Genomic DNA, 23,791 nt, shown 5'->3' on the forward strand with positions numbered 1-23,791 from the left:
AAGCTGATGGCAGGAGGGCGCGCGACTCGCGCGCCCTCCGTGTAGGCACCCCCCGGGAACGCAAGGAGCGAACGTGAAGCTGCGACGCCGCCAGCGAGAGCGGCTGTCCCTCTGGCTCCAGTACCTGGCCTTCATCGCCGTCATCGCCGTGGCGATCTACGCCGCGGACTGGGGCAGGCTCAGAGCGGCGTTCTTCCGCGTCGACATCATCGAGTCGATGTTCCCGACGATCATCACCGTCGCGCTGCGCAACACGATCCTCTACACGCTGGGCGCCTTCGCCTTCGGCCTCGTGTTCGGCACGATCCTCGCGTTGATGCGGCTGTCCCGGGTGGCTCCGTACCGGTGGGTGGCGACGGCGTACATCGAGCTGTTCCGGGGTCTGCCCGCCCTGCTGGTGCTCTTCCTCGTCGGGTACGGCATCCCCATCGCCTTCCCCGAGCGGGAGATTCCCGGTGGCGTGTTCGGTTCGATCGCGATCGGTCTCGGGTTGACCGCCGCGGCGTACATGGCCGAGACCATCCGGGCGGGCATCCAGGCGGTGCCGAAGGGACAGATGGAGGCGGCGCGCACCCTCGGCATGTCGCACTTCACCGCGATGCGCACCATCGTCATTCCGCAGGCGTTCCGGATCGTCATCCCGCCGCTGACGAACGAGCTCATCCTGCTGACCAAGGACTCGTCGCTCGCCTACGTGCTCGGCGTGACGGCGCAGACCATCGAGGTCACCAAGTTCGGCCGGGACATGCTGAACGACCGGGTCAACGCCACCCCGCTGCTGGTGGCCGGCCTCGCCTACCTGGCCATCACCCTGCCCCTGTCCCAGGTGGTACGACGCCTCGAACTCCGCTACGCCAAGGCCCGGTGACCCGCATGACGACCACTCAACCCCGGCCCGCCGTCGAGATCCGCGACCTGCACAAGTCGTTCGGGCCGCTCGAAGTGCTCAAGGGCATCGACTTCGAGGTCGGCCACGGCGAGGTGGTCTGCGTCATCGGGCCGTCCGGGTCCGGCAAGTCGACGCTGCTGCGCTGCGTCAACCTGCTGGAGGAGCCGACCGCCGGCAAGATCTGGGTGAACGGTGTCGAGATGACCGACCCGGATGTCGAGATCGACACCGTACGCCGCGGCATCGGCATGGTCTTCCAGTCGTTCAACCTCTTCCCGCACCTGACCGTGCTGGACAACCTCACCATCGCCCAACGCCGGGTCCTGCGCCGCGGCCGTGGCGAGGCCGAGCGGATCGCGCGGGACAACCTCGAGCGGGTCGGCCTGACCGACAAGGCCGCCGCGTTCCCCGCCCAGCTCTCCGGCGGGCAGCAGCAGCGCGCGGCGATCGCCCGGTCGCTGTCGATGGAGCCCAAGCTGATGCTCTTCGACGAGCCGACCTCCGCCCTCGACCCGGAACTGGTCGGCGACGTGCTCACCGTCATGCGCAAGCTGGCCGAGGACGGCATGACGATGTTGGTGGTCACCCACGAGATGGCGTTCGCCCGGGACGTCGCCGACCGGGTCGTGTTCATGGACGGCGGCGTGGTGGTCGAGCAGGGGCCGCCGCGGGAGGTGCTCGGCGCGCCGCAGCACGAACGCACCCGCTCGTTCCTCTCCCGGGTCCTCGATCCGACCCACGTCGCGCAGCTTGGTCAGCCCGACCAGGCCCCGGAGCCCCCGGAGCCGCCACACCTGCCGGCTGACGACCGTCACAACGTGTGACCGCCGTTTGGTCGACGGTCGGCGGTGCCCGCTCCCTACCGTCGGCCGGCTTCCTGCCGCACACCCCTGCGCCGCCACGGGGCCGCCAGGAACAGGACGGCCAGCACGACGGCAGCGCCGACACCGAGCCCGGTGTGCAGCGGGATTGAGGATCCGCCGGTCGAGGCGGGGCGCTCGCCCTTGACGGGAACGACGGGGCTGTCGTGCTTCTTCTCCTCGGGCGTGACCAGGCGGCCGACGGAGGCGTCACGAGGCAGGGCGAAGCCCCAGTTGAGCAGCGCCGCGGCCTCTCCCAAGCTCCCCAGCGGCGCGGTCTCCGCGCCGAGCAGGGTCACTGCGAGCCGTCGACCGTCGCGTTCGGCCACACCGACGTACGTCTGGCGGGCCAGGTCGGTGAAGCCCGTCTTCCCCCCGAGCGTCCCAGGATAGTGGCCCAGCAGCGTGTTGTCGTGAGTGATGGCGAATGCCGGGTTTCCCGGCTGCGCCGGTATCTGGGCCACCGTGGTGGCGATGTACCGCCGGAAGTCCTCCCTGGCGAAGGTGGCCCGTGCGATCAGCGCGAGGTCGTACGCGCTGGTGTACTGACCGGGGCCGTCCAGGCCCGAGGGCGTCGCGGCGTGGGTCTGGTTGGCGCGCATCCGGCGTGCCTCGTCGTTCATCGCCTCGACTCCGCCCGGCCTGCCCGCACTGCCGCCGCCGACCCGAGCCAGCACGTTGGCCGCGTCGTTTCCGGACTTGAGCAGCAGCCCCAGCCACAGGCTCTCGACGGAGTAACGGCCACCCGCGACCGCGCCCATCAGCGAACTGGCCGGGTCGAGATCGCGCAGATCGGCCCTGGTCACCTCAACCATCTGGGTCGGGTCCAGGCGGGGCATCAGGGACGCCGCCAGCAGCAGCTTCTGGACGCTCGCCGGCGTTCGGCGCTCGTGGGGGCCGCACCCGCCCAAGACCTCGCCACTGTTGAGGTCCGCCACGAGCCAGGAGGTGGCGGTCACTGCCGGCGCCGTCGGCGCGCGCGCCGGAATGGCCAGACCTGTCGTCGCCAGCGCCGCCCCGCCGATCGCCCGGTCAGCGGGGTCGACCGGTGGCGGGGACGGCATGGCGGGCGGTGGAGTCGGCGGCTTCACGGCCGGGCACGGCACGTACGGCGCGGCTGAGGCCCGCACTGGTAGTGGTATCGCCACAGCGGGCATGACCAGCATGGCGCTGAGCGTCACGGCGGCAAACCGAAAGTCGGTCACGTCAACGAACGTAATCGTCAGCAGGGCTGGCGCCGGTCAGATTGGCGAAAGCACGTCGGGTCCTCGCGTTCGGGCAGGCTGTCTTCGCCGTTAGCGTCCTCGGTGACTCGTCTACGTGTCTTTTCGCGAGACGGTATCGGTTGTTCACAAAAGTGCCATCGCTGCTTGGAATGGGAGAGAGTGCCGCCGTTGGTCGACGGCGCCAACAACTGGGGGCAACGGCGGGTGGCCAAGGTCGTCGCGACGCTGCTCGACCTGGATGCCCAGCGCGGCGGCTAGCTGGACGAGCAGCAGGGCTGACCGGACTCGTGGTTCGGTCAACCGAGCAGATCGCCGGTCGGCAGTGGCAGCGGCAGTGGCAGTCCGGGTAGCGACGGCAGCACCGACGGGAGCGGCACCGACGGCAGCGGAAGTCGGGGCAGCGTCGGGTTGGCGCCGGATGTCGGCGAGTCCGTCGGCGCGGGACGCTGTGGCGCTGGTGCCGTCCCGCCCGGTGGCGCGGCGCCGGAGGGCTCGGTGGCGGCGGCCGTCGACATCGCGGGCGACGGCGCCGGAGCCACCGGGGACGTCGCACAGCGAGGCCAGCCGGGGCACAGGTGCGCGGCCAGGTCTCGCAGGACGGCATCGATGTCGGCGCGCAGGCGAGTGGCGTCGGCTGGATCGGTGACTCGGCCCAGGTCCCGCTGGGCCTGGTCGATCAGCTCCCGGGCCTCGTCGTACCGTCCCGCCGCGACGGCCGCGCGGGCACGGGCGGTGCTGTGTTCGACGCCGAGCACCTCGGCCCGCTCAGGATGGAGCACCTTGGTCAGCGACCACAGAGGACTGGTCGGCCCGGCGTCGTGGCTGGCCACCCCCAGCCCCGTCGCCAGCATGAGCACGGCGAGCACGGCGGCGGCCAACCCGAGGGCTCGCCGTCCGGACGCTTCCCACCGGGGTGGGCCGGGAACGGGGGCGGTGGGGGCGCCGGTCCGGAGCGTGCGGGCCCAACCTTCGGGACGTGGCGGGACGACGTGGAGTTCGCCGTCGACCACGGTGTCCGGCTGGTCCGGGGTGACGTCGGCACGCCAGGCGGCCAGCATCGCCGTGAGGCCGTCGGCGTCGGCCTCCTGCTCGCCGCGGCCGAGCGCGTCGAGGAGCAGGTCGTCGCGGTCGATCGCGGCGAGGTCCAGGTCCTCGCCACCGTCCGGTCGGGGCTCGCTCATGCCGCCACCTCGTCAAGTCCGTCGCCGGCAAGGGTACGGAGCCGGGCCAGGGCGCGGGACTGGGCCACCCGTACGGCCGGCGCCGACATTCCGAGGATCGAGCCGACCTCCTCGGCGGTGAGACCAACCGCCACGCGGAGGGTGATTATCTCCCGCTGGACGTCGGGGAGGCGGTGCAGCAGCACCGAGAGACGTCGGGCCAGATCGGTGGCGACGGCCTGCTGCTCCGGCCCGGGTGTGGTGTCCACCTGCTCCAGGTCGGCGTCGGTGACGGCCGCGCCGCGGACCGCCGCGCGCTGGGCGTCGGCCACCTTGTTCGCCGCAATTGCGTAGACGAACGCGGAGAACGGCCGGCCCTGGTCGCGATAGCGGGGAAGCGCCTTCAACACCGCCAGGCAGACCTCCTGGGCTACGTCGTCGGCGGTGGTGTACGCCCCACCGACGCGGCCCAGCCGCGCCCGGCAGTACCGGACCAGCCCCGGCCGCACACTGGTGAGCAGGGCAGCGACCGCCGCCCGGTCGCCGTTGGCGGCCAGGTGGACGAGCTCTGGCTCGATCGCTGTGGTCATGGGGGATGCAGGCACCTTCGTTACCGGCCGGTTAACCGCACGCTATCGAGACGTACGCCACTTTGCCTAGTTCACCTTGTGTGCCGAAGAGGTAGCCCAAAGAAGTTGTTACGCCCGGCCGGATCGCCGCGATGTCACAGGTAGCGAGGCGAGAGGGGGGTGGATGGGCGTCGAGGTGGCGGTGCAGGGTCTGACCAAGTCCTTCGGTGGCCAGCCGGTCTGGTCGGACGTCAACCTGACCCTGCCGGCCGGCGAGATATCCGTGCTGCTGGGTCCGTCCGGCACCGGCAAGTCGGTGTTCCTCAAGACACTGGTGGGCCTGCTCCGCCCGGATGCCGGGTCGATCTGGATCGAGGACAAGGATCTGCCCCGGCTCTCCGAGCGGGAGTTGTACGAGGTGCGCAAGCTGTTCGGGGTGCTGTTCCAGGACGGCGCGCTGTTCGGCTCGATGACGATCTACGACAACGTCGCCTTCCCGCTGCGGGAGCACACCCGCAAGTCCGAGTCCCAGATTCGCGAGGTCGTCACCGAGAAGCTCGACATGGTCGGCATGGTCGGCGCCGAGCGGAAACTGCCGGGGGAGATCTCCGGTGGGATGCGCAAACGAGCCGGCCTGGCCCGCGCGCTCGTGCTCGACCCCCGCATCGTGCTCTTCGACGAGCCCGATTCCGGGCTGGACCCGGTGCGCACCGCGTACCTGAATCAGCTGATCATCGACCTCAACCAGCGGACCGGGGCGACCTTCCTGATCGTCACGCACGACATCAACACCGCGCGCACGGTGCCGGACAACATCGGCCTGATCTACCACGGGCACCTGGCCATGTTCGGGTCGCGGGAGTTGCTGCTGTCCAGCACGGAGCCGGTGGTGCGGCAGTTCCTCAACGCCCAGCGCTTCGGACCGATCGGCATGGCCGAGGAGAAGGACGCCGAGGAATTGCAGGCCGAGGCGGACGCCGGCGTGGAGCTGCCACCGCTGCCGCCCATCCCGCTGCAACTGCCGCCGTCGGACGGGTTGCCCCGCGCCGCCGAGCGGCCCCCGGGGCAGTGGTGCCGGGAGCACGGCGTCACGCCGCCCCCCGGCTCGTTCGCTCGGCTGGCCGACACCGGGGCGCCCACCGTCACGCCGGCCGGAAACGGGCGGCGGTGACCCCGATGAGCGGACCCGTCACCGCCGTACGCCACACCGGCGAGTTCTTCGCGTTCTGCCTGGACACCCTGCGCGGCCTCGGCCGGCGACCGGTGCAGGTCCGCGAGTTCGTCCAGCAGGCCTGGTTCATCAGCTCGGTGTCGATCCTGCCCGCCGCGCTCGTCTCCATCCCCTTCGGCGCGGTCATCGCGTTGCAGCTCGGCTCGCTGGTGCGCCAGCTCGGCGCGCAGTCGTTCACCGGCGCGGCGTCGGTGCTCGCGGTGGTCCGCGAGGCGGGGCCGATCGTCACCGCGCTGATCATCGCCGGCGCGGGTGGCTCGGCGATCTGCGCCGATCTCGGCGCCCGGAAGATCCGCGAGGAGCTCGACGCCATGCAGGTGCTGGGCATCGACCCCATCCACCGCCTCGTGGTGCCCCGCGTACTCGCCTCGATGCTGGTCGCCGTGCTGCTCAACGGCCTGGTCAGTGTGGTCGGGGTGACCGGTGGCTACCTGTTCAACGTGGTCCTGCAGGGCGGCACACCCGGCGCGTACCTGGCCAGCTTTCAGGCCCTGGGACAACTGCCCGACCTGCTGGTCGGCGAGGTCAAGGCGCTGCTCTTCGGCGCCGCCGCCGCGCTGGTCGCGTCGTACAAGGGGATGACCGCCAAGGGCGGGCCGAAGGGGGTCGGCGACGCGGTCAACCAGAGCGTGGTGATCACCTTCATGCTGCTGTTCGCGCTGAACTTCATCGTCACGGCCGTGTACTTCCAGGTCGTACCGCAGAAGGGAAGCTGACGTGCCGGCGCTGCGCCACCTCGACAACCTGGGCGGACAGCTCGCCTTCTACCTGCGGGCGTTCGCCTGGGCGCCGCGCACCGTAAGCCGCTACAAGCGCGAGGTGATCCGCCTCCTGGCGGAGGTGAGCTTCGGCTCCGGCGCGCTCGCCGTGCTCGGCGGCACCGTCGGTGTCATCTGCTTCCTGACCTTCTTCACCGGCACCGAGGTCGGCCTCCAGGGCTACCAGGCGCTCAACCAGCTCGGCAGCAGCGCGTTCACCGGTTTCGTCTCGGCGTACTTCAACACCCGGGAGATCTCTCCGCTGGTCGCGGCTCTGGCCCTGTCGGCCACCGTCGGCTGCGGGTTCACCGCCCAGCTCGGGGCGATGCGGATCTCCGAGGAGGTGGACGCCCTTGAGGTGATGGGGATCCCCTCGCTGCCGTTCCTGGTCACCACCCGCATGATCGCCGGGTTCGTCGCGGTCATCCCGCTGTACGTGGTGGGGCTGCTCGCCAGCTACCTGGCCACCCGCACTATCGCGGTCTTCTACTTCGGACAGTCTGCCGGCACGTACGACTACTACTTTCACCTGTTCCTGCCGCCGGAGGACGTGCTGTGGTCCTTCGGCAAGGTGCTGGTGTTCAGCGTGATCGTGGTGCTGGTGCACTGCTACTACGGCTACACCGCCAGTGGTGGGCCCGCCGGCGTCGGCGTCGCGGTCGGACGGGCCGTGCGGCTCGCCATCGTCGCGGTCAACATCGTCGACTTCTTCCTGTCGCTGGCCATCTGGGGCGCCACCACCACCGTCCGGATCGCGGGGTGACCATGAGACATCGCATTCTCGGCATCGTCTTCATCGCCGTGCTGACCGCGGCGTTGACCGCCTCCGTGCTGCAGTACCGCAAGGCGTTCACGCCGGTCACCTGGGTCACCCTGCAGGCCGGCCGGTCCGGCCTGCAGCTCAGCCCGGGCGCCGACGTCAAGGTCCGCGGGGTCGTCGTCGGCGAGGTGCGCTCGGTCGGCAGCGAGGGCGCGGGCGCGAGCATCCGGCTGGCCCTGGACCCGGCCACCACGCCGCGGATCCCCGCCGATGTCAGTGCGCGGCTGCTGCCCAAGACGCTCTTCGGCGAGCGGTACGTCGAACTCGTGCCGCCGGCCGGCGGCAACGGCGTACCGATCCGTGACGGCGCGGTCATCACCCAGGACCGCAGCCGCACCGCCGTCGAGCTGGAACGCGTCCTCGACGAGGCGCTGCCGCTGCTCCAGGCGGTGCGGCCCGAACAGCTCGCCGCGACGCTGGGCGCGATCGCCACCGCCCTCGACGGACGCGGCGAGCAGCTCGGCGCGAACATCGAGCGGCTCGGTGCGTACCTGCGGCAGCTGAACTCGGCGATGCCGGCCATCGCCGAGGACGTCCGCAAGCTCGCCGTCGTGCTGGACAGCTACGACGCCGCCCTGCCCGACCTGCTCGCCCTGCTGCGGGACGTCACCGTCACCGCCCGCACCGTCACCGACCAACGTGCACAGCTGGCGGCGTTCCTCGCCGACACCACCGACACCGCCGACGCCACCCGCGGCTTCCTCGACCGACACGGCGATCAGATCATCGAGCTCGGCCAGGTGAGCCGCCCGGTGCTGGAACTGCTCGCCACGTACGCCCCCGAGTACCCGTGCCTGATGAGCGGGCTGGTCGCCCTGCAACCCCAGGTCGAGGAGGTCTTCGCCGGCGGGCGGATGCACGTCACCCTGGAGGTCACCCGCGACGGCGGCAGGTACGAGAAGGGCCGCGACGAGCCCGTCTACGGCGCGCACGACGGGCCGCAGTGCCGTGGCCTGCCCCAACCGGGGCGGCCGGCGCCCAGCGTGCCGGTCGCCGACGGTTACGACCACGGCGGCGCCCGCCCGCATGACCCCTTGCCGGTCGGCCTGGCGGCGGCCGTGCCCGCCGCCGGTTCCCCGGCGATGGGCCGGGCCGCCACCGGCGAGGAGCGCGCGCTGGTCAAGCCGCTGGTCGGTGCCGTCACCGGCATCCTGCCCGCGGAGGTCCCCGACATCGCGGTCCTGCTCTGGGGGCCGTTGCTGAGAGGAGGGGTGGTGAACGCGCGATGAGTAACAAGGCCATGGCACCCCTGCTGAAGCTGGTGGTCTTCGCCGCGGTGACCCTGCTGCTGACGGCGCTGCTCGCGCAGACCCTCGGTGCCTTCCCACCGGGCGGGGTCACCTACCGGGCCCGGTTCACCGACGTCACCGGCCTGCTCCCCGGCGACGACGTCCGCGTCGCCGGTGTGCAGGTCGGTCGGGTCCGCGGCATCACGGTGGTCGACGACACGCTCGCCGAGGTGGCCTTCACGGTCACCTCCGACGTTCCGGTGGCCACCAGCGTCCGCGCCAAGATCCGCTACCGCAACCTGGTGGGCCAGCGGTACGTGGCGCTGAGCGAGGGGCCGGGGGAGGGGCGTCCACTGCGGCCTGACGGCCTCATCCCCCTCGGCCAGACGACACCGGCCCTGGACCTCACGGTGCTGTTCAACGGGTTCCGGCCCCTGTTCACGGCGCTCAGTCCCGAGGACGTCAACAAACTCGCCTACGAGATCATCCAGGTGCTGCAGGGCGAGGGCGGCACGGTCAGCAGCCTGCTGCAACGCACCGCGTCGCTGACCAACACCCTCGCCGACCGGGACGCCGTCATCGGGCGGGTCATCACCAACCTCAACGGCGTCCTGGGCACGCTGGCCGACCGGGACCAGAACCTGGACCAGAGCATCAGCCAGCTCCAGCAGTTCGTCTCCGGGCTGTCCGCCGACCGCACGGCCATCGGCGAGTCCCTGGTCAGCATCGGTGAGCTCACCACCGCGACGTCGTCGCTGCTGCGCGACGTACGACCACCGCTCGCCGCGGACGTGCGCGCCCTGGACGAGCTCTCCGGCACCCTCAACCGCAACGCGGCCGTCATCGACGGCACCCTCGGGCGGCTGCCGGAGCGGTACGAGTCCCTGACCCGCGTCGCGTCCTCCGGCTCGTGGTTCAACTTCTACCTCTGCGACTTCGACGGCAACGTGGCGGTGTCGGGCCGGGCACCGCTCGACCTGCCCACCTTCAGCGCCCCGGCCGCCCGATGCGCCGGAGGCAGCCAGTGACACCGTTTCGGGAACGCAACCCGGTGATCGTCGGCACGCTCGGGCTGGCGCTGATCGTCGCCGTGCTGCTGGGCGCCTTCCAGCTCGACCGGCTGGCCGACCTCACCGGACGCGGCTACCAGGCGGCCTTCCACGACGCCAGCGGCCTCGTCACCGGCAACGAGGTGCGGGTCGCCGGGGTGCGGGTCGGCAAGGTGACCGCCGTGGAACTCGCCCGCGACAGCGCGGCGTACGTACGGGTCGGGTTCCGGGTGGACGACGACAGCGTGCGGCTCGGCACCGACACCGGCGCCACGATCAGGATCAAGACGGTGCTCGGCCAGAAGTATCTGGCCCTCTCGCCCGCCGGACCGGGTCGGCTGCGCGAGGGCGGGCAGATCCCCCTCGCCCGCACCGCGGCGCCGTTCGACGTGGTGCAGGCGGTCACCGGGCTGGCCGACACGCTCGACCGGGTCGACACCGACCAGCTCGCCGCCGCCTTCACCACCCTGTCCGAGACCTTCGCCGACACCCCCGGGAGCGTCAACGCCTCCCTGGTCGGCCTTTCCCGGCTCTCCCGGACCGTCGCCGGGCGCGACGCCGAACTGCGGGCGCTGCTCGACCGTGCCCGCCAGGTGACCGCCGTGCTCGCCACCCGGGACGAGGAGTTCCGCGAACTGGTCACCGACGGCGAGGCGCTGCTGAGCGAGGTGAGTCGGCGTCGGGACGCCATCCACAAGCTGCTCGTCGGCACCGACGAACTGGCCACCCAACTGTCCGGCCTGGTCAGCGACAACCGCGCCCAGCTCGCCCCCGCGCTGCACAAGCTGCGGGAGGTCGTCGCCATCCTGCAACGCAACCGGGACGACCTGGAGAAGACCATCCAGCGGATGGGGCCGTTCGTGACCGCGTTCGCCAACGTGGTGGGCAACGGCCGCTGGTTCGACTCGTACGTTTCCGGTCTGCTCCAGCCGTACCAGCCCACGGGAGGCCGCTGATGCCCGGTCCCATCCAGCGGCGGCGACGGCCGATCGCCGTCACCACCGCCCTCCTGGTAGCCGTCGCCGGCGGCGTGGTCGTTCTCCGCGACGGCACACCCACACGGCGGGTCGTCGCCCACTTCACCCGCGCCGTCGGCGTGTACCCCGGATCGGACGTCCGGGTGCTGGGCGTCCGCGTCGGGGAAGTGGTCGCGGTGACCCCGCAGGGCCGCACCGTCCAGGTGACCATGTCCTACGACCCGGGGATCACGGTTCCCGCCGACGCGCAGGCGCTCATCGTGCCGCCCAGCGTGGTCAGCGACCGCTACGTCCAGCTCACTCCCGCCTACGCTGGCGGCGCAGCCCTGGCCGACAGGGCCGAGATCCCGCTGGAGCGGACCGCCGCTCCGATGGAGATCGACGACATCTACCAGGCGCTCGACGACTTCAACCGCACCCTCGGCCCGGAGGGCGCCAACCGCGACGGCGCTCTGTCCGACCTGGTCGCCACCGGCCGCGCCAACCTTGAGGGCAACGGCCAGAACCTGCACGACACCCTCGACGGCCTGTCCCGGGCACTGGCCACCCTCTCTGACGGGCGGCAGGACCTCTTCGGTTCGGTCGCCAACCTGCAGCGCTTCACCACCGCGCTGGTCCGCAGCGACCGGGAGGTGCGCACCTTCAACCAGCAGTTGGCCGACGTCGCCCAACAACTGGCCGGGGAGCGTGACGAACTGGCCGCCGCGCTGCGCAACCTCTCCACCGCGCTGGCCGACGTGACCACGTTCGTGCGGCAGAACCGCGACGCGTTGACGTCCAACGTCGCCGCGCTGGCGGACATCACCGGCATCCTGGTCCGCCAGCAACAGGCCGTCATCGACATCCTCGACGTCGCCCCGCTGGCCCTGAACAACCTCAACCTGGCCTACAACCCGCGTTCCGGCACCCTGGACACCCGCGACAACGTGATGGGTCCCTACGACCCCGCCGGTTTCGCCTGCTCGCTGATAGTGGACCAGCTCCCCGGGGCGCAGGTGCCCGCCAAGTGCCGGGCACTCGCGCAGACCCTGCACTCCCGCGGGCTGCCCATGACCGACCAACTCCGCAAGCTCCTCAAGCTGCCGCCCGGCGCCCCGGCGACCGGCGGGTCCTCACCGGGGAAACCTCCCCTCAGTTCCCCCGGTGCGCCGATCCCCGACCAGGCGCCGGGCGGCCCCGGCATCACCAGCGACCCCACCCTCGGCGGCATCCTGCGGGGTGTGTCATGAGCGCACGCATCCTGCGGACCCTGGCGTGCGCGATCGTGGTGGTGATCCTGCCGGCCGGGTGCGGCCTGCCCGACCTCGCCGACCTGCCGCTGCCCGGCGGCGCCCCCAGGGGCGACGGGTACGCCGTCACCGCCGAGTTCAGCGACGTGCTCGACCTGGTGCCGCAGGCCGCCGTGAAGGTCGACGACGTGACGGTCGGCAGCGTGGAGAAGATCTCCCTGGCCGGCTGGACCGCCCGGGTCACCCTGCGCATCGGCGCAGACGTCCATCTGCCGTCCAACGCGACAGCCGCCGTCCGGCAGAGCAGTCTGCTGGGCGAGAAGTACGTGACGGTCGCGCCGCCGCCCACCGGCGCCGCCGCCGGTCGACTCGCCGACGGTGACCTCATCCCGCTGTCGCGGACCGCTCGCGGTGCCGAGGTGGAGGAGGTCCTCGCCGCCCTCGGGCTGCTGCTCAACGGAGGTGGTCTGGCGCAGCTGAGAACCATCAACCAGGAGCTCGGCGCCGCACTCGACGGACGGGAGCCCGCCGTCCGGGACGCGCTGGACGAGCTGGACACGTTCATTGGCGGGCTGGACAAGCAGAAGGCCGACCTGGTCCGCGCCCTCGACGCCCTGGACCGGCTCAGCGGCCGGCTCGATCGTCAGAAGCAGGTGCTCGGCGATGCCGTGGACTCCCTCGCCCCGGGCCTGACCGTGCTGGCCGGGCAGCGCGCCCAACTGACCCGGGCGCTGACCGCACTGGACCGGTTGGGCGACGTCGGCACCCGGGTGGTCAACCGGAGCCGCGACGACACGCTGGCCGACGTACGGGCGCTGCAACCGATCCTGGAGCAGCTGACACGTGCCGGGAACGACCTGCCGAAGTCGCTGGACTTCATGCTGTCGTTCCCGTTCCCACCCAATGTCACCGGCGCGATCGTCGGCGACTTCGTCAATCTCTCCATGACCGCCGACCTCGACTCGGCGTCGATCCTGGCGAACCTGGTCGCCGCCGCCCCCACCGCGCCGGCCCGTTCGCGCACACCGGCAAAGGGGGCCACCCACGGCGGGGCACCGGCTGCCGGTGGCGCCGCACCGACCGTGCCGCGGCCCGGCGGCGGGTCCCGCCCGCTGCCCGACCTGCCGATCCTCAAGTGCCTGCCCGACCCGCTCAACTTCCCCGCGACCTGGACGCCGCCGAAGGACTGTCTGCTGCCGGAGGGCTGCGTCCTGCTCAAGCCCGGCTCGAAGGTGCCCATCGGCGGGCTGATCCTGCCGAAGGGCCTCGTGCCACCGGGCACGGTCTTTCCCGTCGGGACCGAACTGCCCGCCGGCACGGTCCTGGCGGCACAGTGCATCCTGCCGCTGACCGGCGCGGTGATCGGACAGATCGGTACCCTGCCGGACCTGCTGTCCGAAGGGTTGAAGCCATGATCGGACGTACCGCGAAGGTGCAGGTGCTGGCGTTCCTGCTGGTGAGCGTGCTCGGCGTCAGCTACGTCGGCGTCGGCTACGTCGGGCTGGGCGACCGACTGCTCGGCGGAAGCTACGTCGTCCACCTGGACCTCGCCCGGGCGGGCGGCATCTTCCCCAACGCCCCGGTCACCTACCGTGGCGTGCCCGTCGGCCGGGTCGCCGCGGTCGCCCTGCGCGGTGACGGGGTCCGGGCCGACCTACGGTTGCAGCGCGACGTCCGGGTACCGGACGACCTGCGGGCCGTGGTGGCGCACCGCTCCGCCGTCGGCGAGCAGTACGTGGACCTGCGTCCGGAGCGCGACAGCGGGCCGTACCTCACCGACGGCGCGGTGATCCCGGTCGAGCGGACCGGTGTCCCGCTCGCGCCGGAGGTCCTGCTGAGCAACCTCGACGCCCTGGTGCGCTCCGTCGGGCCGGAGGATCTCACCGTCCTGATCACCGAACTCGGCGCCGCGTTCGAGGGCAACGAGCTGGCCCTGGCCCGGATCCTGAACGACGGGGACGCGCTGCTGACCGATGCGACCACCCGCCTGCCAGAGACCCTCGCGCTGATCAACGACGGGCGAACCGTGCTCACCACCCAGGCCGAGTCGGCGCAGGCGCTGCGCCGGTGGGCGGCGGGCCTTGCCCAGTTGGCGGCCACCGTCCGCGCCGCCGACCCCGACCTGCGGCGGCTGCTCGCCGCCGGGCCTCCCGCCGGTCGGGAACTGGTCGCGTTGCTGCGGGGGCTGGAACCGACGGTCGGCGCCCTGCTCGGCAACCTGGTGACCGTCAACGGCATCGCCGCCCGGCGGCTGCCCGGCATCGAGCAACTGCTGGTGGTGTACCCGATCGCCGTCGCCGGCGGTTTCACCGTCACCCCGGGCGACGGCACCGCCCACCTCGGCCTGGTCCTCAACGTCGACGATCCGCCGTGCTGCGTTTACGGGGGGCGAACCACCTGCGACGCGGGGGAGCGGGCGGCCGGCGCCAGCGTGCGCGGCGCGGCCAACGCCCCCCGACCGGGCGGCCGGGAGCCAGCTCCCGACCCGGGGCGGTCCGGCGGCGCCCCGACCGCCGGGGCCGCGACCGCCGGGTACGACCCGACGACCGGCCTGGTGCTCGGCTCGGACGGCCGGCCGTTGCAGTTCGGCGGCACCGGGGGCCAGTCCCGGACGGCCGGGGACCAGTCGTGGAAGCAGTTGCTGCTGGCCGGGGTGACGCCGTGAGCGACGCGAAGAAGGAGGCGCAGATGCGGGCCCGGAGGGACCACACGCTGAAAGTCATCAAGGGGGCGAAGCCCGGGGTGCCCGGCCGCGCGTCGCAGCGCCGGATCGTGCCCCGCCAGTTCCCCCGACCGGTCGAGCCGATCGAGGACCTGCTGAAGCGGCTCGACCAGGAGCCGGTCGAGGACCCGGCGGATGCCGCGGACCCGGCGAGAGGAGACGACCCCGCGAGCGCGGACAGCTCGCCGGAGGACAGCTCGGGCGACCGTCGCACGGGCGAGCGGGCTCCGTCGGCGCCCCGGCGACGGTCGCTGATCATCCTGCTCGTGGCCGTGCTCGCCGCCACGGTCGTGGCCGGCGGCGTGACCGGGCACCGCTGGTACGTCGACCGGGCGACGGACCAGGCCCGGCAGCAGGCCCTCGCCGCCGCCAAACAGGCCAGCGTCAACTTTGTCTCGGTCAGCGCGGCCAGCGTCGACCGGGACATCCAGCGGATCACCGCCGGAGCCACCGGCGACTTCAAGGACGAGTTCACCCGAGGTCAGTCGCAGGTCCGCGCCGCGGTCGTGGAGAACAAGGTCGACTCGCGCGGAACGGTGCTGCGGGCCGGGCTGGTCTCTGGAGATCGCCGTCGAGCGGTCGTACTGGTCGCCGTCGACGCCACCGTCAAGAACATCAAGGCACCCGAGGGACGGCCGTCGCACTACCGGATCCAGCTGGACATCGTCCACGACAAGGCCTCCGGGCGGTGGCTCGTGTCGCGGCTGCAGTTCGTCGGATGAGAGAGGGAGGACACGTGCGTACCCTGGTCCGATTCCCGCGACGGCCGCGCGTTCCTCGGCTGCGCCCCACCCGGATCCGGCTCGTCCCGGCGCTGGTCGTCGCGATCGTGCTCGCGGCCGCCGTCGCCGGCGCCGGCTGGTGGGGCGACCACCGCGCCGAGCGGCGGGACAGCGCCGTACGCCAGGCGCTGGCCACGGCGCCCGCCGCCGCCAAAGCGATCTTCTCCTACGACTACCGCACGTTCGACGACAGCGTCACCAACGGCCGCGCCTTCGCCACCGGACAGTTCGGCACGGAGTACGAGCAGACCACGACGGCGTTGAAGCAGACCGCGGCCACCCAGCAGGCGATCGTGGCGGCGGAGGTGTCCGCGACGGGCGTGGTGACCGCGACCGCCGAACGGGTCGAGTTGCTCGTCTACCTCAACCAGTACCGGCGCAACGTGAACACGGCCGGGGAGAAGGTCGACCAGAACCGGGTGGTGCTCACCCTGGTCCCGGTGGACGGGGAGTGGAAGGTGGCCAAGGCAGCGGCCATCTGACGTGCGCCGGTGCGGCTGACGTGGGCCGGGGCGGCTCTCGGCGTACCAGGCATCGGTCAAAAACGGTGAAAAGCGTCAAATGGTCGTGATGATCGACCCGGTGGGTCAGTTCCGTCTCCCAGGGTGACTGATGGGCGCTCGACGGGCCGGACCGATACGGGACGTCCTCATGACCTGCTCCTGGCCGGGCAAGGGTTAGGCTTCCTGCCGTGATTGACGTGCAGGGGAGCGGGAGCGACGAGCGGCTGCGTCGCATCGAGGCGGTTACCGACGCCGCGCTGTCCCAGCTCGACGTCAACGACCTTCTGGAAGAGCTGGTTGATCGTATCCGCGAGGTGCTGGGCGTTGACACCGCGGCCATCCTGCTGCTGGACCTGCACGCCCAGCAGTTGGTGACCACCGCGACGAAGGGCCTGGGGGACGACGTCCGCGAAGGTGCGCGGATCCCCGTCGGCAGCGGCTTCGCCGGCCGGATCGCCCAGGAGAAGCAGCCCGTCCTGGTGGAGAACGTCACCGCCGCGGACGACCCGGCTCTGTTCGGTCGCGGAGTCCGCTCGTTGTTGGGTGTGCCGATGTTCGCCGGCGGCGAGCTGATCGGCGTCCTGCATGTCGGCTGCCTGCGGCGGCACCAATTCACCGGTGACGACGTGCAGTTGCTGCAACTCACCGCCGACCGGGCGAGCCTCGCCAGCCGGACCCGGGCCAGTGGCCTCGACCGCAGCGCCGCCCTCGCACTGCAACGAAGCCTGCTACCCACCCACCTGCCCGACGCGCCAGGTGTGGACATGGCAGCCCGCTACGTGCCCGGCCACGACGCCGGCGTCGGCGGCGACTGGTACGACGTGTTCACCCTGCCCTCCGGTTGGCTGGGTGTCGTCATCGGCGACGTGTCCGGGCACGGCCTGCGCTCGGCGGTCGTCATGGGGCGTCTCCGCAGCGCACTGCGCGCCTACGCGCTGGTCTGCGACGACCCGGCCACTGCGTTGACCCTGCTCGACCGCAAGATCCAGCATTTCGAGACCGGCAACCTCGCCACGGTCCTCTACGCCATGATTTCCCCGGACCGCACCGTCATCCGGGTTTCCCTCGCCGGCCACCTGCAACCCGTCCTGGCCGGGCCAGGACACCCCGCCGAGACGCTGCAGATTCCCGTCGATCTTCCCCTGGGTGTCGGCTCACGTCAGCCGGCCCGCCGGTGCACCGACGTCGCGTTCCCCTCCGACGCCCTGCTGATCTGCTACACCGATGGGCTCGTCGAACGCCGCGGCGAGGTCATCGACGTCGGCATCGACCGGCTCTGTGCAGCCGTTGAACCAGGTCTCGCCGAGGAAGTCTGCGCCCGTGTCATGACCACACTCGCCGGCGAGCAGGCCACCGACGACATCGCCCTGCTCGCCATCCACTCGGCCAACAGACGTGTCCCGTGAACGACTCTGACCGGCTGTTCCAGAGCTGTCGCCCATACAGTGCACCTGACCGGTGCCACGCAGGTCCCCGGACTGATCCTGCCGGAGCCGACGCGGCGGCCGGATCACGCACCTCGGAGGCCGCAGCTTGAGTATCTCCGTCGCCACCAGGACCGACAGCTTCGCGCACCCCGCTCTCTTCTACGCCTACCGCGATGACTACCTGGCCGGCACGCTGCCGTTCATCCAGGCCGGCCTCGCCGCCGACGAGCCGGTCATGGTCGCCGTCCCGGGGGACAACCTCGACCACATCCGCGCCGCGCTCGGCACCGACGCGGGCAGGGTGCAGCTGCACGACATGAGCGTGGCCGGGCGCAACCCGGGCCGGATCATTCCGGGTGTCCTGCTCGCCTTCGCCGCCGCCCACGCCGGGAAGCGGGTGCGCATCATCGGCGAACCGATCTGGGCCGGCCGTACCGCGACCGAGTACCCCGCCTGCGCCCAGCACGAGGCACTGATCAACGCCGCGTTCGCCGGCCGGCCGGCCACCATCCTCTGCCCCTACGACACCCGTCACCTGGACCGACGCTGGCTCGACGACGCCCACCGCACCCATCCCGTCGTCCAGCTGGGCAGCGTGGTGCGGGAGAGCCCGCACTACGCCGACCCGGTCGCGGTGGCCGCGGGGTTCAATCTGCCGCTGCAGGACCCGCCCGCCCAGGCGACCACCATCACCATCGACCTGCACGCCCTCTCGGCCATCCGTCGGGTGGTGACCGCCGAGGCCACCGCGGCCGGCCTGCCCCCCGACCGGGTCTCCGACCTCACCCTGGCGGTCAGCGAACTGGCCGCGAACACGATCAAGCACACCGCCGGCGGCGGCACCCTCGCGGTCTGGACCGACGACACCCGGCTGGTCTGCCAGCTCACCGACACCGGGCACATCACGAATCCACTCGCCGGCCGGATCCCGGTGCCGCCGCAGCAGCCCGGCAGCCGCGGGCTCCTCCTGGTCAACCAGCTCTGCGATCTCGTGCGCGTCCACACCGTGCCGGGTGCCACCACGATCCGCCTGCACATGCACCGCTGACGGCCGAGCGACCCGGCAGCCGGAGACCTCAGCCGCGCAGGGTCGTGGACGGCGACTCGCCGAAGCGCACCCGGTAGTCGCCGGCAAAGCGGCCAAGATGGACGAACCCGTGGTGCAGGGCAACGGTCGTCACGGACGCGCCGGGGCCGGCCGCGCGCAGCGCACGGTGGACCGCATCGAGCCGGCATGCGCGCAGGTACGCCGTCGGCGTCGTCTGCAACTCGCGGCGGAAGCAGTCCTGCAGCGTTCGTACGCTCACCCGGAGCGCCTCCGCGACATCCCCGACCGTCAGCGCCTCGCCGTGGTGGTCCGCGATCAGGGCGCAGGCCCGGCGCACGAGGCGCCCGGCGGCCGTGTGGTGTGCCGGCTCGGCGAGCTGGTCGGAATGGGTGTGCCGGTGGGCCAGCAACAACTTGCCGATGAGTCCCTGCTGGAACCGAGCGGCGACCTGAGGGTGGTCGAGCAGGGAGGCGTCCATCGGCTGCGACAGCTCGTCGGCGAGGAAGTCCACACCGCGTGCCCACGCCATCGCGGCGGCCGTGGTCATGGTCATGCCGATGTCGAAGCGGACCGGGCCGTCCACCGGCCGGCCCAGCAGGCGGGCGAGTTCCCGGTCGACGGTGCGCCGGTCGGCGTAGAAGATCCGGTGCGGCGAACCCGCGGACCAGTGCATGTCGGACGCGTCGTAGGGGGAGAGGACGGAGGCGACGTCGGGCGTCGAGGTCACGCTATGGCCGGCGTGCCGCACCATCGTGCTGCCGCTGCGGGGGATCTGCACGAGGTAGAAGGTCTCCAGCGGGCCGGGTTGGATCCGGACCGCCTGGCCGTAGTCGAGGTCGATGACGCCCACGCCTCCCGCGCGACGGGCCGCCATCCGCAGTCGAACGTCGCGGACACCCGCCTGTGGTGTGAGCCGGTGCGGGCAGAAGACGCGACCCACCTCGGCACGAGCGTGCTCGACGTCGTCGGTCCTGACCGTCACGGCATCCATCCGACACCTCCCGGGCGTCCCGCTGCGCTGACCCTAGGACGCGACCCGGGCGGGCAGCACGGGAAAGCCGCCGACCCGACAAGGAACGGCTCGGGTGCCGGCTGCGCGCGGCGGACACACCTCGCGCACGGCGGATAGCGGCCCGTCCGCCGTGCCCGTTAGCGTGCTGACACCGCCAGCGCCTCTGCTGCCGCGGTACCTCGCCAGCGGGTCACACACACTCTCCGGAGGCTGCCATGAGGATCGCCGTCGTCGGCGCTGGATTCGCCGGCCTGAGCGCAGCGAAGGTGCTGCGGCAGAGTGGCTTCGACGTCACCGTGTTCGAGAAGGCGCCCGACGTCGGCGGAGTGTGGAGCCGTACCCGTCGGTATCCCGGCCTTCGTACCCAGAACGACAAGGGCACCTACCACCTCTCCGACCTCCCCATGCCCGCGCACTACCCGCAGTGGCCGACGGGCGAGCAGGTCCAGCAGTACCTGGAAAGCTACGTGGAGATGTTCGGGCTCGACGCTGTCCTGCGTCTCTCCACGGAGGTCGTCTCCGCGGCACTCCTGGACGACGAGACCGGGTGGCTGCTCGCGTCGCGCCCGACGGGTCAGGACCCGGTGACCGTGGAGCGGTACGACCACCTCATCGTCGCCAACGGCATCTTCTCCGATCCTCTCGTCCCGTCCTTCGACGGACGCGAGGACTTCACCGCCGCCGGAGGACGGGTCCTGGCCGCGGGCGATTTCCACGACCTCGCGGCGGCCCGGGGAAAGAACGTCCTCGTCGTCGGCTACGGCAAGTCCTCCTGCGACGTGGCGGTCCCGCTGAGCGACGTCGCCGCCCAGACCCACCTCGTCGCCCGCGAGCTGCTCTGGAAGATGCCCAGGAAGCTCGGCAACTTACTCAACTACAAGTACCTCCTGCTCACCAGGATGGGTGAGGCGCTGTTCCGCTACCTCAGCCTGAAGGGCGTCGAGCGGTTCCTGCACGGTCCGGGAGACGGTCTGCGCCGTACCATGCTCGACAGCGTCGGGTCGGTCGCGACCAGGCAGCTCAAGCTGCGCGAGCTGGGCCTCGTGCCGAACGGCACCTTCCAGGACATCGCCCGCAGCACCGTCAGCCTCGCGACGGAGGGCTTCTTCGAGCGCGTCGCGGACGGCCACATCACCGTCCACCGGGACCGGACGATCAGAGAACTCCTGGTCGACGACGGTCGACCGGCCGCCCGCCTCGACGACGGCACGGTGCTCGCCGCGGACCTGGTGATCTGTGGCACCGGTTTCCGGCAGCACGTTCCGTTCTTCGATGACGCGCTGCACGCCCGGCTCCAGGACGCCGCCGGCAACTTCATGCTCTACCGGCAGATCCTGCCGATCGACGTCCCACGCCTGACCTTCGCCGGCTACAACTCCTCGTTCTTCAGTCCGCTGAGCGCGGAGATGGCCGCGGTCTGGACCGCCGCCCACCTGCGGGGCGGGATCGCACTGCCGCCCCGGGAGCGGATGCGCGAGGAGGTTCGCACGCGGGTGGCCTGGATGGCGGCGCGGACCAGCGGGCGGCACGCCCGGGGCACGAACGTCATCCCGTTCTCGATGCACAACATCGACGAGGTGCTCGATGAGCTGGGGCTCAACCTCGGCCGGTTGGCACGGGCCCGACAGTGGCTGTTGCCCGTCGACCCGCGCTCCTACCGGAGGGTGACGACCCGCATGATCCGGCGTACCGCCGAGGGCCGCGCGACGGACCGGGTCGAACCGACCCCGGCCCCTCGCGCAGCGCGGTGAGGGGGCTGGACCGTCACCGAAGGCGTATTCGCGATAACCGTCAAGGCGGGGTAAATACCGGGATAAAATGCCTCATCACAGATGAGGCTGGACCGGTCGGCGAGGAGGCGCGGGGGCGATGGCGGCGGGGCAGAGCACCGAGCATCGCCACCAGGCTTGGAAGCTGGACGTCCCGGTGCCCGTGCCGGCGGCCCTGGCCGGTAGCTGAACCCCTCCGTGCTGACGGGCGCGGCGTTCCGAGGGCTCGGGGACAGCAGGAGCCCGCAACGGGCAACCGTCCTGGAGTTGCTCTTCGACATCGTCTACGTCTTCGCGCTCGCCCGTCTCGCCGGACGGGTCGCCGACGACCTGACCATCGTCCGGCACTCGCTGCTGTCGGAGGCGGGTCAGACGCTGCTGTTCTTCGCGGCGATGTGGATGATCTGGTCGCTGAACGCCCTGATGGCGAGCACCTACGACCCGCGCCGAACCGACATCCAGATCCTCCTGCTCGCGACGATGTTCGGCACGCTGGTGTTGTCGGTCACCCTGCCCCAGGCGTTCGGGCAGCGCGGTGTGATCTTCGCGTGCGCGTACGTCCTCATTCAGGTCGGCCGCCCGCTCTACCTGACGTGGGCCCTGCGAGGCCATCCGATACGGGAGGTCTCGGCCCGGGTGCTGAGCTGGCACGCGGTGTCCGGCGTGCTGTGGATCGGCGGCGGCATCAGCGGAGGGCTCGGCCGCGGCGTCTTCTGGACCGTCGCCCTCTCCATCGAGGTCGTCGGGGCGGCCACCAACTGGCCCGCCCTCGGGATTGCCGGGGCACGCCGCAACGCCCTGTCCGGGGTCTCCTACATGCACCTCGCCGAGCGGTACAACCAGTTCTTCATGATCGCGCTCGCCGAGGTGGTGCTCGAAGCCGGCCTCACCATCAGTTTCCCGGGCTTCTCGACCCTGCGGACCATCACCCTTGTCGCCGCGTTCGTGGCGGTGGTGGCGTTCTGGCGGATCTACTTCTACCACGCGGGCCCGGGTCGGGACACGACCGCCAGCTCGGCCGGGGAGGGGATGCAACTGTCCCGGTGGGCGAGCTTCAGCCTGCTGCTCATCGTCGGCGGCATCATCTGCCTCGCGGTCGGCTTCGGACAGATCATGGAGGACCCGGATCCGCCGATCGACTGGGCCCTGGTGGTCGTCATCTTCGGCGGCCCGGCGCTGTTCCTGATCGGGCGGACCTACCTGGAGCAACTGTCCCGCACCGGGGCGCGCTGCCGGGTGCTGTTGCTCGGGGCGCTGGCGCTGGTCGTGGCCGCGCCGCCGATGGTGTTCCTTCCGCCGATCGCGGCGGTTGTCACCGCCGGGTCGATCCTGGCCGGGATCGCCATCTCCGACGGGTTCGCCCACCGGCGCGGACCGGAAACCAATCCGCAGCTGTAGCCGGCCTCGGGGTACACCTCTCCGCGCGGGCACGGCAGCCCGAGCGCGTCTTGCCGCCGGCGAGAACCTCGGATAGGTTCTGGGGCACGCCGTCGAGCCGGGAGGAGGTCAGAACAATGTCCGATGTTCTGCGCCCCCTCCGCGCCCCGGCGTCCACGCGGATCTGACCCGGGGCGCTCGCTTTCCGGAGGATCAACCTATGACCGACCTGGTCATCCGTCCGCTCGTCGCGGGCGAGGAACACATGTTCGACTCCATGCCCGATCCGCTGCCCCAACTGCGCAAGGTCGGCTACGCCGACGGGATCGCCGGCGGCGGCTACCGACCCGAGACCACCTGGGTCGCCCTCCGAAGCGGCCGGGTGGTCGCCCGGGCGGCCTGGCTCCTTCCGCCGGGTGCCGTCGGTGCGCCCTGGTTGGAGCGGTTCGACCTGGACGCCGAGCCGGAGGTGGGCGCGGCACTGCTGCGCGCCGCCCACGAGGCGCTGGGCGGTCCCGGCCTGTACTTCGCCGCCATGCCGGCGCACTGGCGGCGGCGGCCCGAGGTGCTGGCCGTGGTGGAGGCGCCGATGGCGGCGGCTCGGCTCGCCGGGCTGGTCGAGCGGGGGGAGCGGCTGAGATGCTCCTGGACGGGCACGCCGTTGCCGGCCACCTCCGGGCGGTACGCCTTCCGCCCGGCCGCCGACCCGACCGAGATCAACGCACTGGTCGCCCGGATCGCCGAGCCGGACGTGCTGACCGGTGTGGAGATAGCGCGGGCGGTCGGCGGCGTCGACCTGGCCACCGACCCGCTGGCCTGGCTGCGGGGTCCGGCGGGGGACTGGCGGGTCGCGCTGGACGACGGCGTGCCGGTCGGGCTTGTCGGACCAGCGGGCGACGCCTGTTACCCGCTCATCGCCTACCTCGGTCTGCTCGACGAGGCCGTCCGGAGTGAGCTGCTGGTCGAGGCGGTCCGGGTGCTGGCAGCCGGTGGCGCGCGGGAGGTGATCGCCGACGTGGACGCCCACCGGGTGGCGGTGCTGGCGGAGTTGGAACGGACCGGGTTCCGACAGCTGCGCTCGCGGGTCCTCTTCGCGCCGGCGACCGGCACGCCGCCCGATCCGGCGGTCGCCGCCGCCGGCCGCCTGGGCTGAC

Annotated in this window: 22 protein-coding genes; 18 read left to right on the top strand and 4 right to left on the bottom strand. The window is 71.6% G+C overall.

Going from position 1 to position 23,791, the window contains the following annotated elements:
- Window positions 1-73 precede the first annotated feature (73 nt).
- The gene (locus ACFYPS_RS00430; RefSeq protein WP_074311141.1) at window positions 74-868 is read left to right on the top strand and encodes an amino acid ABC transporter permease; all 795 of its coding nucleotides are present in this window, start codon (window positions 74-76) and stop codon (window positions 866-868) included.
- 5 nt (window positions 869-873) lie between these two features.
- The gene (locus ACFYPS_RS00435; RefSeq protein ID WP_354967439.1) at window positions 874-1,713 is read left to right on the top strand and encodes an amino acid ABC transporter ATP-binding protein; all 840 of its coding nucleotides are present in this window, start codon (window positions 874-876) and stop codon (window positions 1,711-1,713) included.
- A gap of 35 nt (window positions 1,714-1,748) precedes the next feature.
- Here the strand turns inward: ACFYPS_RS00435 and ACFYPS_RS00440 are convergent, their stop codons facing one another.
- From ACFYPS_RS00440 to shbA, 3 genes are all read right to left on the bottom strand, one after another.
- Window positions 1,749-2,915, bottom strand: a complete 1,167-nt coding sequence (locus ACFYPS_RS00440) for a D-alanyl-D-alanine carboxypeptidase family protein (protein WP_387322794.1) — start codon at window positions 2,913-2,915, stop codon at window positions 1,749-1,751.
- Between the two features lie 356 nt (window positions 2,916-3,271).
- Window positions 3,272-4,156, bottom strand: coding sequence for an anti-sigma-D factor RsdA (locus ACFYPS_RS00445; RefSeq protein ID WP_387322046.1), 885 nt, complete (start codon window positions 4,154-4,156; stop codon window positions 3,272-3,274).
- Window positions 4,153-4,725: an RNA polymerase sigma factor ShbA gene (gene shbA / locus ACFYPS_RS00450; protein WP_387322048.1), complete on the bottom strand. Its 573-nt coding sequence runs from the start codon at window positions 4,723-4,725 to the stop codon at window positions 4,153-4,155. The genes ACFYPS_RS00445 and shbA overlap by 4 nt, the downstream gene beginning before the upstream one ends.
- A 163-nt stretch (window positions 4,726-4,888) precedes the next feature.
- Here shbA and ACFYPS_RS00455 point away from each other — a divergent pair, with 163 nt between their 5' ends.
- The 13 genes from ACFYPS_RS00455 to ACFYPS_RS00515 all read left to right on the top strand — a co-directional run bounded on the left by ACFYPS_RS00455 (window position 4,889) and on the right by ACFYPS_RS00515 (window position 18,479).
- Window positions 4,889-5,875: an ABC transporter ATP-binding protein gene (locus tag ACFYPS_RS00455; RefSeq protein ID WP_354967442.1), complete on the top strand. Its 987-nt coding sequence runs from the start codon at window positions 4,889-4,891 to the stop codon at window positions 5,873-5,875.
- 5 nt (window positions 5,876-5,880) lie between these two features.
- On the top strand, window positions 5,881-6,651 hold the full coding sequence (locus ACFYPS_RS00460) for an ABC transporter permease (RefSeq protein WP_354967443.1): 771 nt from the start codon (window positions 5,881-5,883) through the stop codon (window positions 6,649-6,651).
- 10 nt (window positions 6,652-6,661) lie between these two features.
- On the top strand, window positions 6,662-7,456 hold the full coding sequence (locus ACFYPS_RS00465; protein WP_387322796.1) for an MlaE family ABC transporter permease: 795 nt from the start codon (window positions 6,662-6,664) through the stop codon (window positions 7,454-7,456).
- A gap of 2 nt (window positions 7,457-7,458) precedes the next feature.
- Complete coding sequence (locus tag ACFYPS_RS00470; protein WP_387322051.1) at window positions 7,459-8,742, top strand: MCE family protein; 1,284 nt, start codon at window positions 7,459-7,461, stop codon at window positions 8,740-8,742.
- Window positions 8,739-9,770, top strand: coding sequence for an MCE family protein (locus tag ACFYPS_RS00475; RefSeq protein ID WP_354967446.1), 1,032 nt, complete (start codon window positions 8,739-8,741; stop codon window positions 9,768-9,770). The genes ACFYPS_RS00470 and ACFYPS_RS00475 overlap by 4 nt, the downstream gene beginning before the upstream one ends.
- Entirely contained in the window at window positions 9,767-10,747 is a 981-nt protein-coding gene (locus ACFYPS_RS00480) for an MCE family protein (protein WP_387322053.1), read from the top strand. The genes ACFYPS_RS00475 and ACFYPS_RS00480 overlap by 4 nt, the downstream gene beginning before the upstream one ends.
- A complete protein-coding gene (locus ACFYPS_RS00485) occupies window positions 10,747-11,997 on the top strand; it encodes an MCE family protein (RefSeq protein ID WP_387322055.1) in 1,251 nt (416 codons plus the stop codon). The genes ACFYPS_RS00480 and ACFYPS_RS00485 overlap by 1 nt, the downstream gene beginning before the upstream one ends.
- Window positions 11,994-13,412 carry an MCE family protein gene (locus ACFYPS_RS00490; protein ID WP_354967449.1) on the top strand — a complete coding sequence of 473 codons (1,419 nt, stop codon included), beginning with the start codon at window positions 11,994-11,996 and terminating at the stop codon, window positions 13,410-13,412. The genes ACFYPS_RS00485 and ACFYPS_RS00490 overlap by 4 nt, the downstream gene beginning before the upstream one ends.
- Window positions 13,409-14,662 (top strand): MCE family protein, encoded by a 1,254-nt coding sequence (locus ACFYPS_RS00495; RefSeq protein ID WP_387322058.1) that lies wholly within the window; start codon window positions 13,409-13,411, stop codon window positions 14,660-14,662. The genes ACFYPS_RS00490 and ACFYPS_RS00495 overlap by 4 nt, the downstream gene beginning before the upstream one ends.
- Window positions 14,659-15,441, top strand: coding sequence for a hypothetical protein (locus ACFYPS_RS00500; RefSeq protein ID WP_387322060.1), 783 nt, complete (start codon window positions 14,659-14,661; stop codon window positions 15,439-15,441). Before ACFYPS_RS00495 ends, ACFYPS_RS00500 begins: the two co-directional genes overlap by 4 nt.
- Before the next feature lie 14 nt (window positions 15,442-15,455).
- Window positions 15,456-15,983, top strand: coding sequence for a hypothetical protein (locus ACFYPS_RS00505; protein WP_387322061.1), 528 nt, complete (start codon window positions 15,456-15,458; stop codon window positions 15,981-15,983).
- A 209-nt stretch (window positions 15,984-16,192) separates the two neighbouring features.
- On the top strand, window positions 16,193-17,410 hold the full coding sequence (locus ACFYPS_RS00510) for a GAF domain-containing SpoIIE family protein phosphatase (RefSeq protein ID WP_354967453.1): 1,218 nt from the start codon (window positions 16,193-16,195) through the stop codon (window positions 17,408-17,410).
- A 127-nt stretch (window positions 17,411-17,537) separates the two neighbouring features.
- Window positions 17,538-18,479 (top strand): sensor histidine kinase, encoded by a 942-nt coding sequence (locus ACFYPS_RS00515; protein WP_354967454.1) that lies wholly within the window; start codon window positions 17,538-17,540, stop codon window positions 18,477-18,479.
- Window positions 18,480-18,507: 28 nt separating this feature from the next.
- Here ACFYPS_RS00515 and ACFYPS_RS00520 read toward each other — a convergent pair whose 3' ends face one another.
- The gene (locus ACFYPS_RS00520; protein WP_354967455.1) at window positions 18,508-19,461 is read right to left on the bottom strand and encodes an AraC family transcriptional regulator; all 954 of its coding nucleotides are present in this window, start codon (window positions 19,459-19,461) and stop codon (window positions 18,508-18,510) included.
- Between the two features lie 245 nt (window positions 19,462-19,706).
- Here ACFYPS_RS00520 and ACFYPS_RS00525 point away from each other — a divergent pair, with 245 nt between their 5' ends.
- From ACFYPS_RS00525 to ACFYPS_RS00535, 3 genes are all read left to right on the top strand, one after another.
- The gene (locus ACFYPS_RS00525) at window positions 19,707-21,242 is read left to right on the top strand and encodes a flavin-containing monooxygenase (RefSeq protein ID WP_387322064.1); all 1,536 of its coding nucleotides are present in this window, start codon (window positions 19,707-19,709) and stop codon (window positions 21,240-21,242) included.
- 216 nt (window positions 21,243-21,458) lie between these two features.
- Window positions 21,459-22,658 (top strand): low temperature requirement protein A, encoded by a 1,200-nt coding sequence (locus ACFYPS_RS00530; RefSeq protein WP_354967457.1) that lies wholly within the window; start codon window positions 21,459-21,461, stop codon window positions 22,656-22,658.
- Window positions 22,659-22,857: 199 nt separating this feature from the next.
- On the top strand, window positions 22,858-23,790 hold the full coding sequence (locus tag ACFYPS_RS00535; protein ID WP_354967458.1) for an acetyltransferase: 933 nt from the start codon (window positions 22,858-22,860) through the stop codon (window positions 23,788-23,790).
- The last annotated feature ends 1 nt before the right edge of the window (window position 23,791 follow it).

It is taken from the genome of Micromonospora sp. NPDC005087 (genome assembly GCF_042872965.1).
Taxonomy (GTDB): Bacteria; Actinomycetota; Actinomycetes; order Mycobacteriales; family Micromonosporaceae; genus Micromonospora.

What these genes read in the sequence shown, in the direction of transcription:
- ACFYPS_RS00455 (WP_354967442.1), top strand. Translation starts at nt 4,889, where the DNA reads ATGGGCGTCGAGGTGGCGGTGCAGGGTCTGACCAAGTCCTTCGGTGGC.
- ACFYPS_RS00445 (WP_387322046.1), bottom strand. Translation starts at nt 4,156, where the DNA reads ATGAGCGAGCCCCGACCGGACGGTGGCGAGGACCTGGACCTCGCCGCG.
- ACFYPS_RS00535 (WP_354967458.1), top strand. Translation starts at nt 22,858, where the DNA reads ATGACCGACCTGGTCATCCGTCCGCTCGTCGCGGGCGAGGAACACATG.
- ACFYPS_RS00460 (WP_354967443.1), top strand. Translation starts at nt 5,881, where the DNA reads ATGAGCGGACCCGTCACCGCCGTACGCCACACCGGCGAGTTCTTCGCG.
- ACFYPS_RS00485 (WP_387322055.1), top strand. Translation starts at nt 10,747, where the DNA reads ATGCCCGGTCCCATCCAGCGGCGGCGACGGCCGATCGCCGTCACCACC.
- ACFYPS_RS00435 (WP_354967439.1), top strand. Translation starts at nt 874, where the DNA reads ATGACGACCACTCAACCCCGGCCCGCCGTCGAGATCCGCGACCTGCAC.
- shbA (WP_387322048.1), bottom strand. Translation starts at nt 4,725, where the DNA reads ATGACCACAGCGATCGAGCCAGAGCTCGTCCACCTGGCCGCCAACGGC.
- ACFYPS_RS00495 (WP_387322058.1), top strand. Translation starts at nt 13,409, where the DNA reads ATGATCGGACGTACCGCGAAGGTGCAGGTGCTGGCGTTCCTGCTGGTG.
- ACFYPS_RS00490 (WP_354967449.1), top strand. Translation starts at nt 11,994, where the DNA reads ATGAGCGCACGCATCCTGCGGACCCTGGCGTGCGCGATCGTGGTGGTG.
- ACFYPS_RS00470 (WP_387322051.1), top strand. Translation starts at nt 7,459, where the DNA reads ATGAGACATCGCATTCTCGGCATCGTCTTCATCGCCGTGCTGACCGCG.
- ACFYPS_RS00475 (WP_354967446.1), top strand. Translation starts at nt 8,739, where the DNA reads ATGAGTAACAAGGCCATGGCACCCCTGCTGAAGCTGGTGGTCTTCGCC.
- ACFYPS_RS00525 (WP_387322064.1), top strand. Translation starts at nt 19,707, where the DNA reads ATGAGGATCGCCGTCGTCGGCGCTGGATTCGCCGGCCTGAGCGCAGCG.
- ACFYPS_RS00440 (WP_387322794.1), bottom strand. Translation starts at nt 2,915, where the DNA reads ATGCTGGTCATGCCCGCTGTGGCGATACCACTACCAGTGCGGGCCTCA.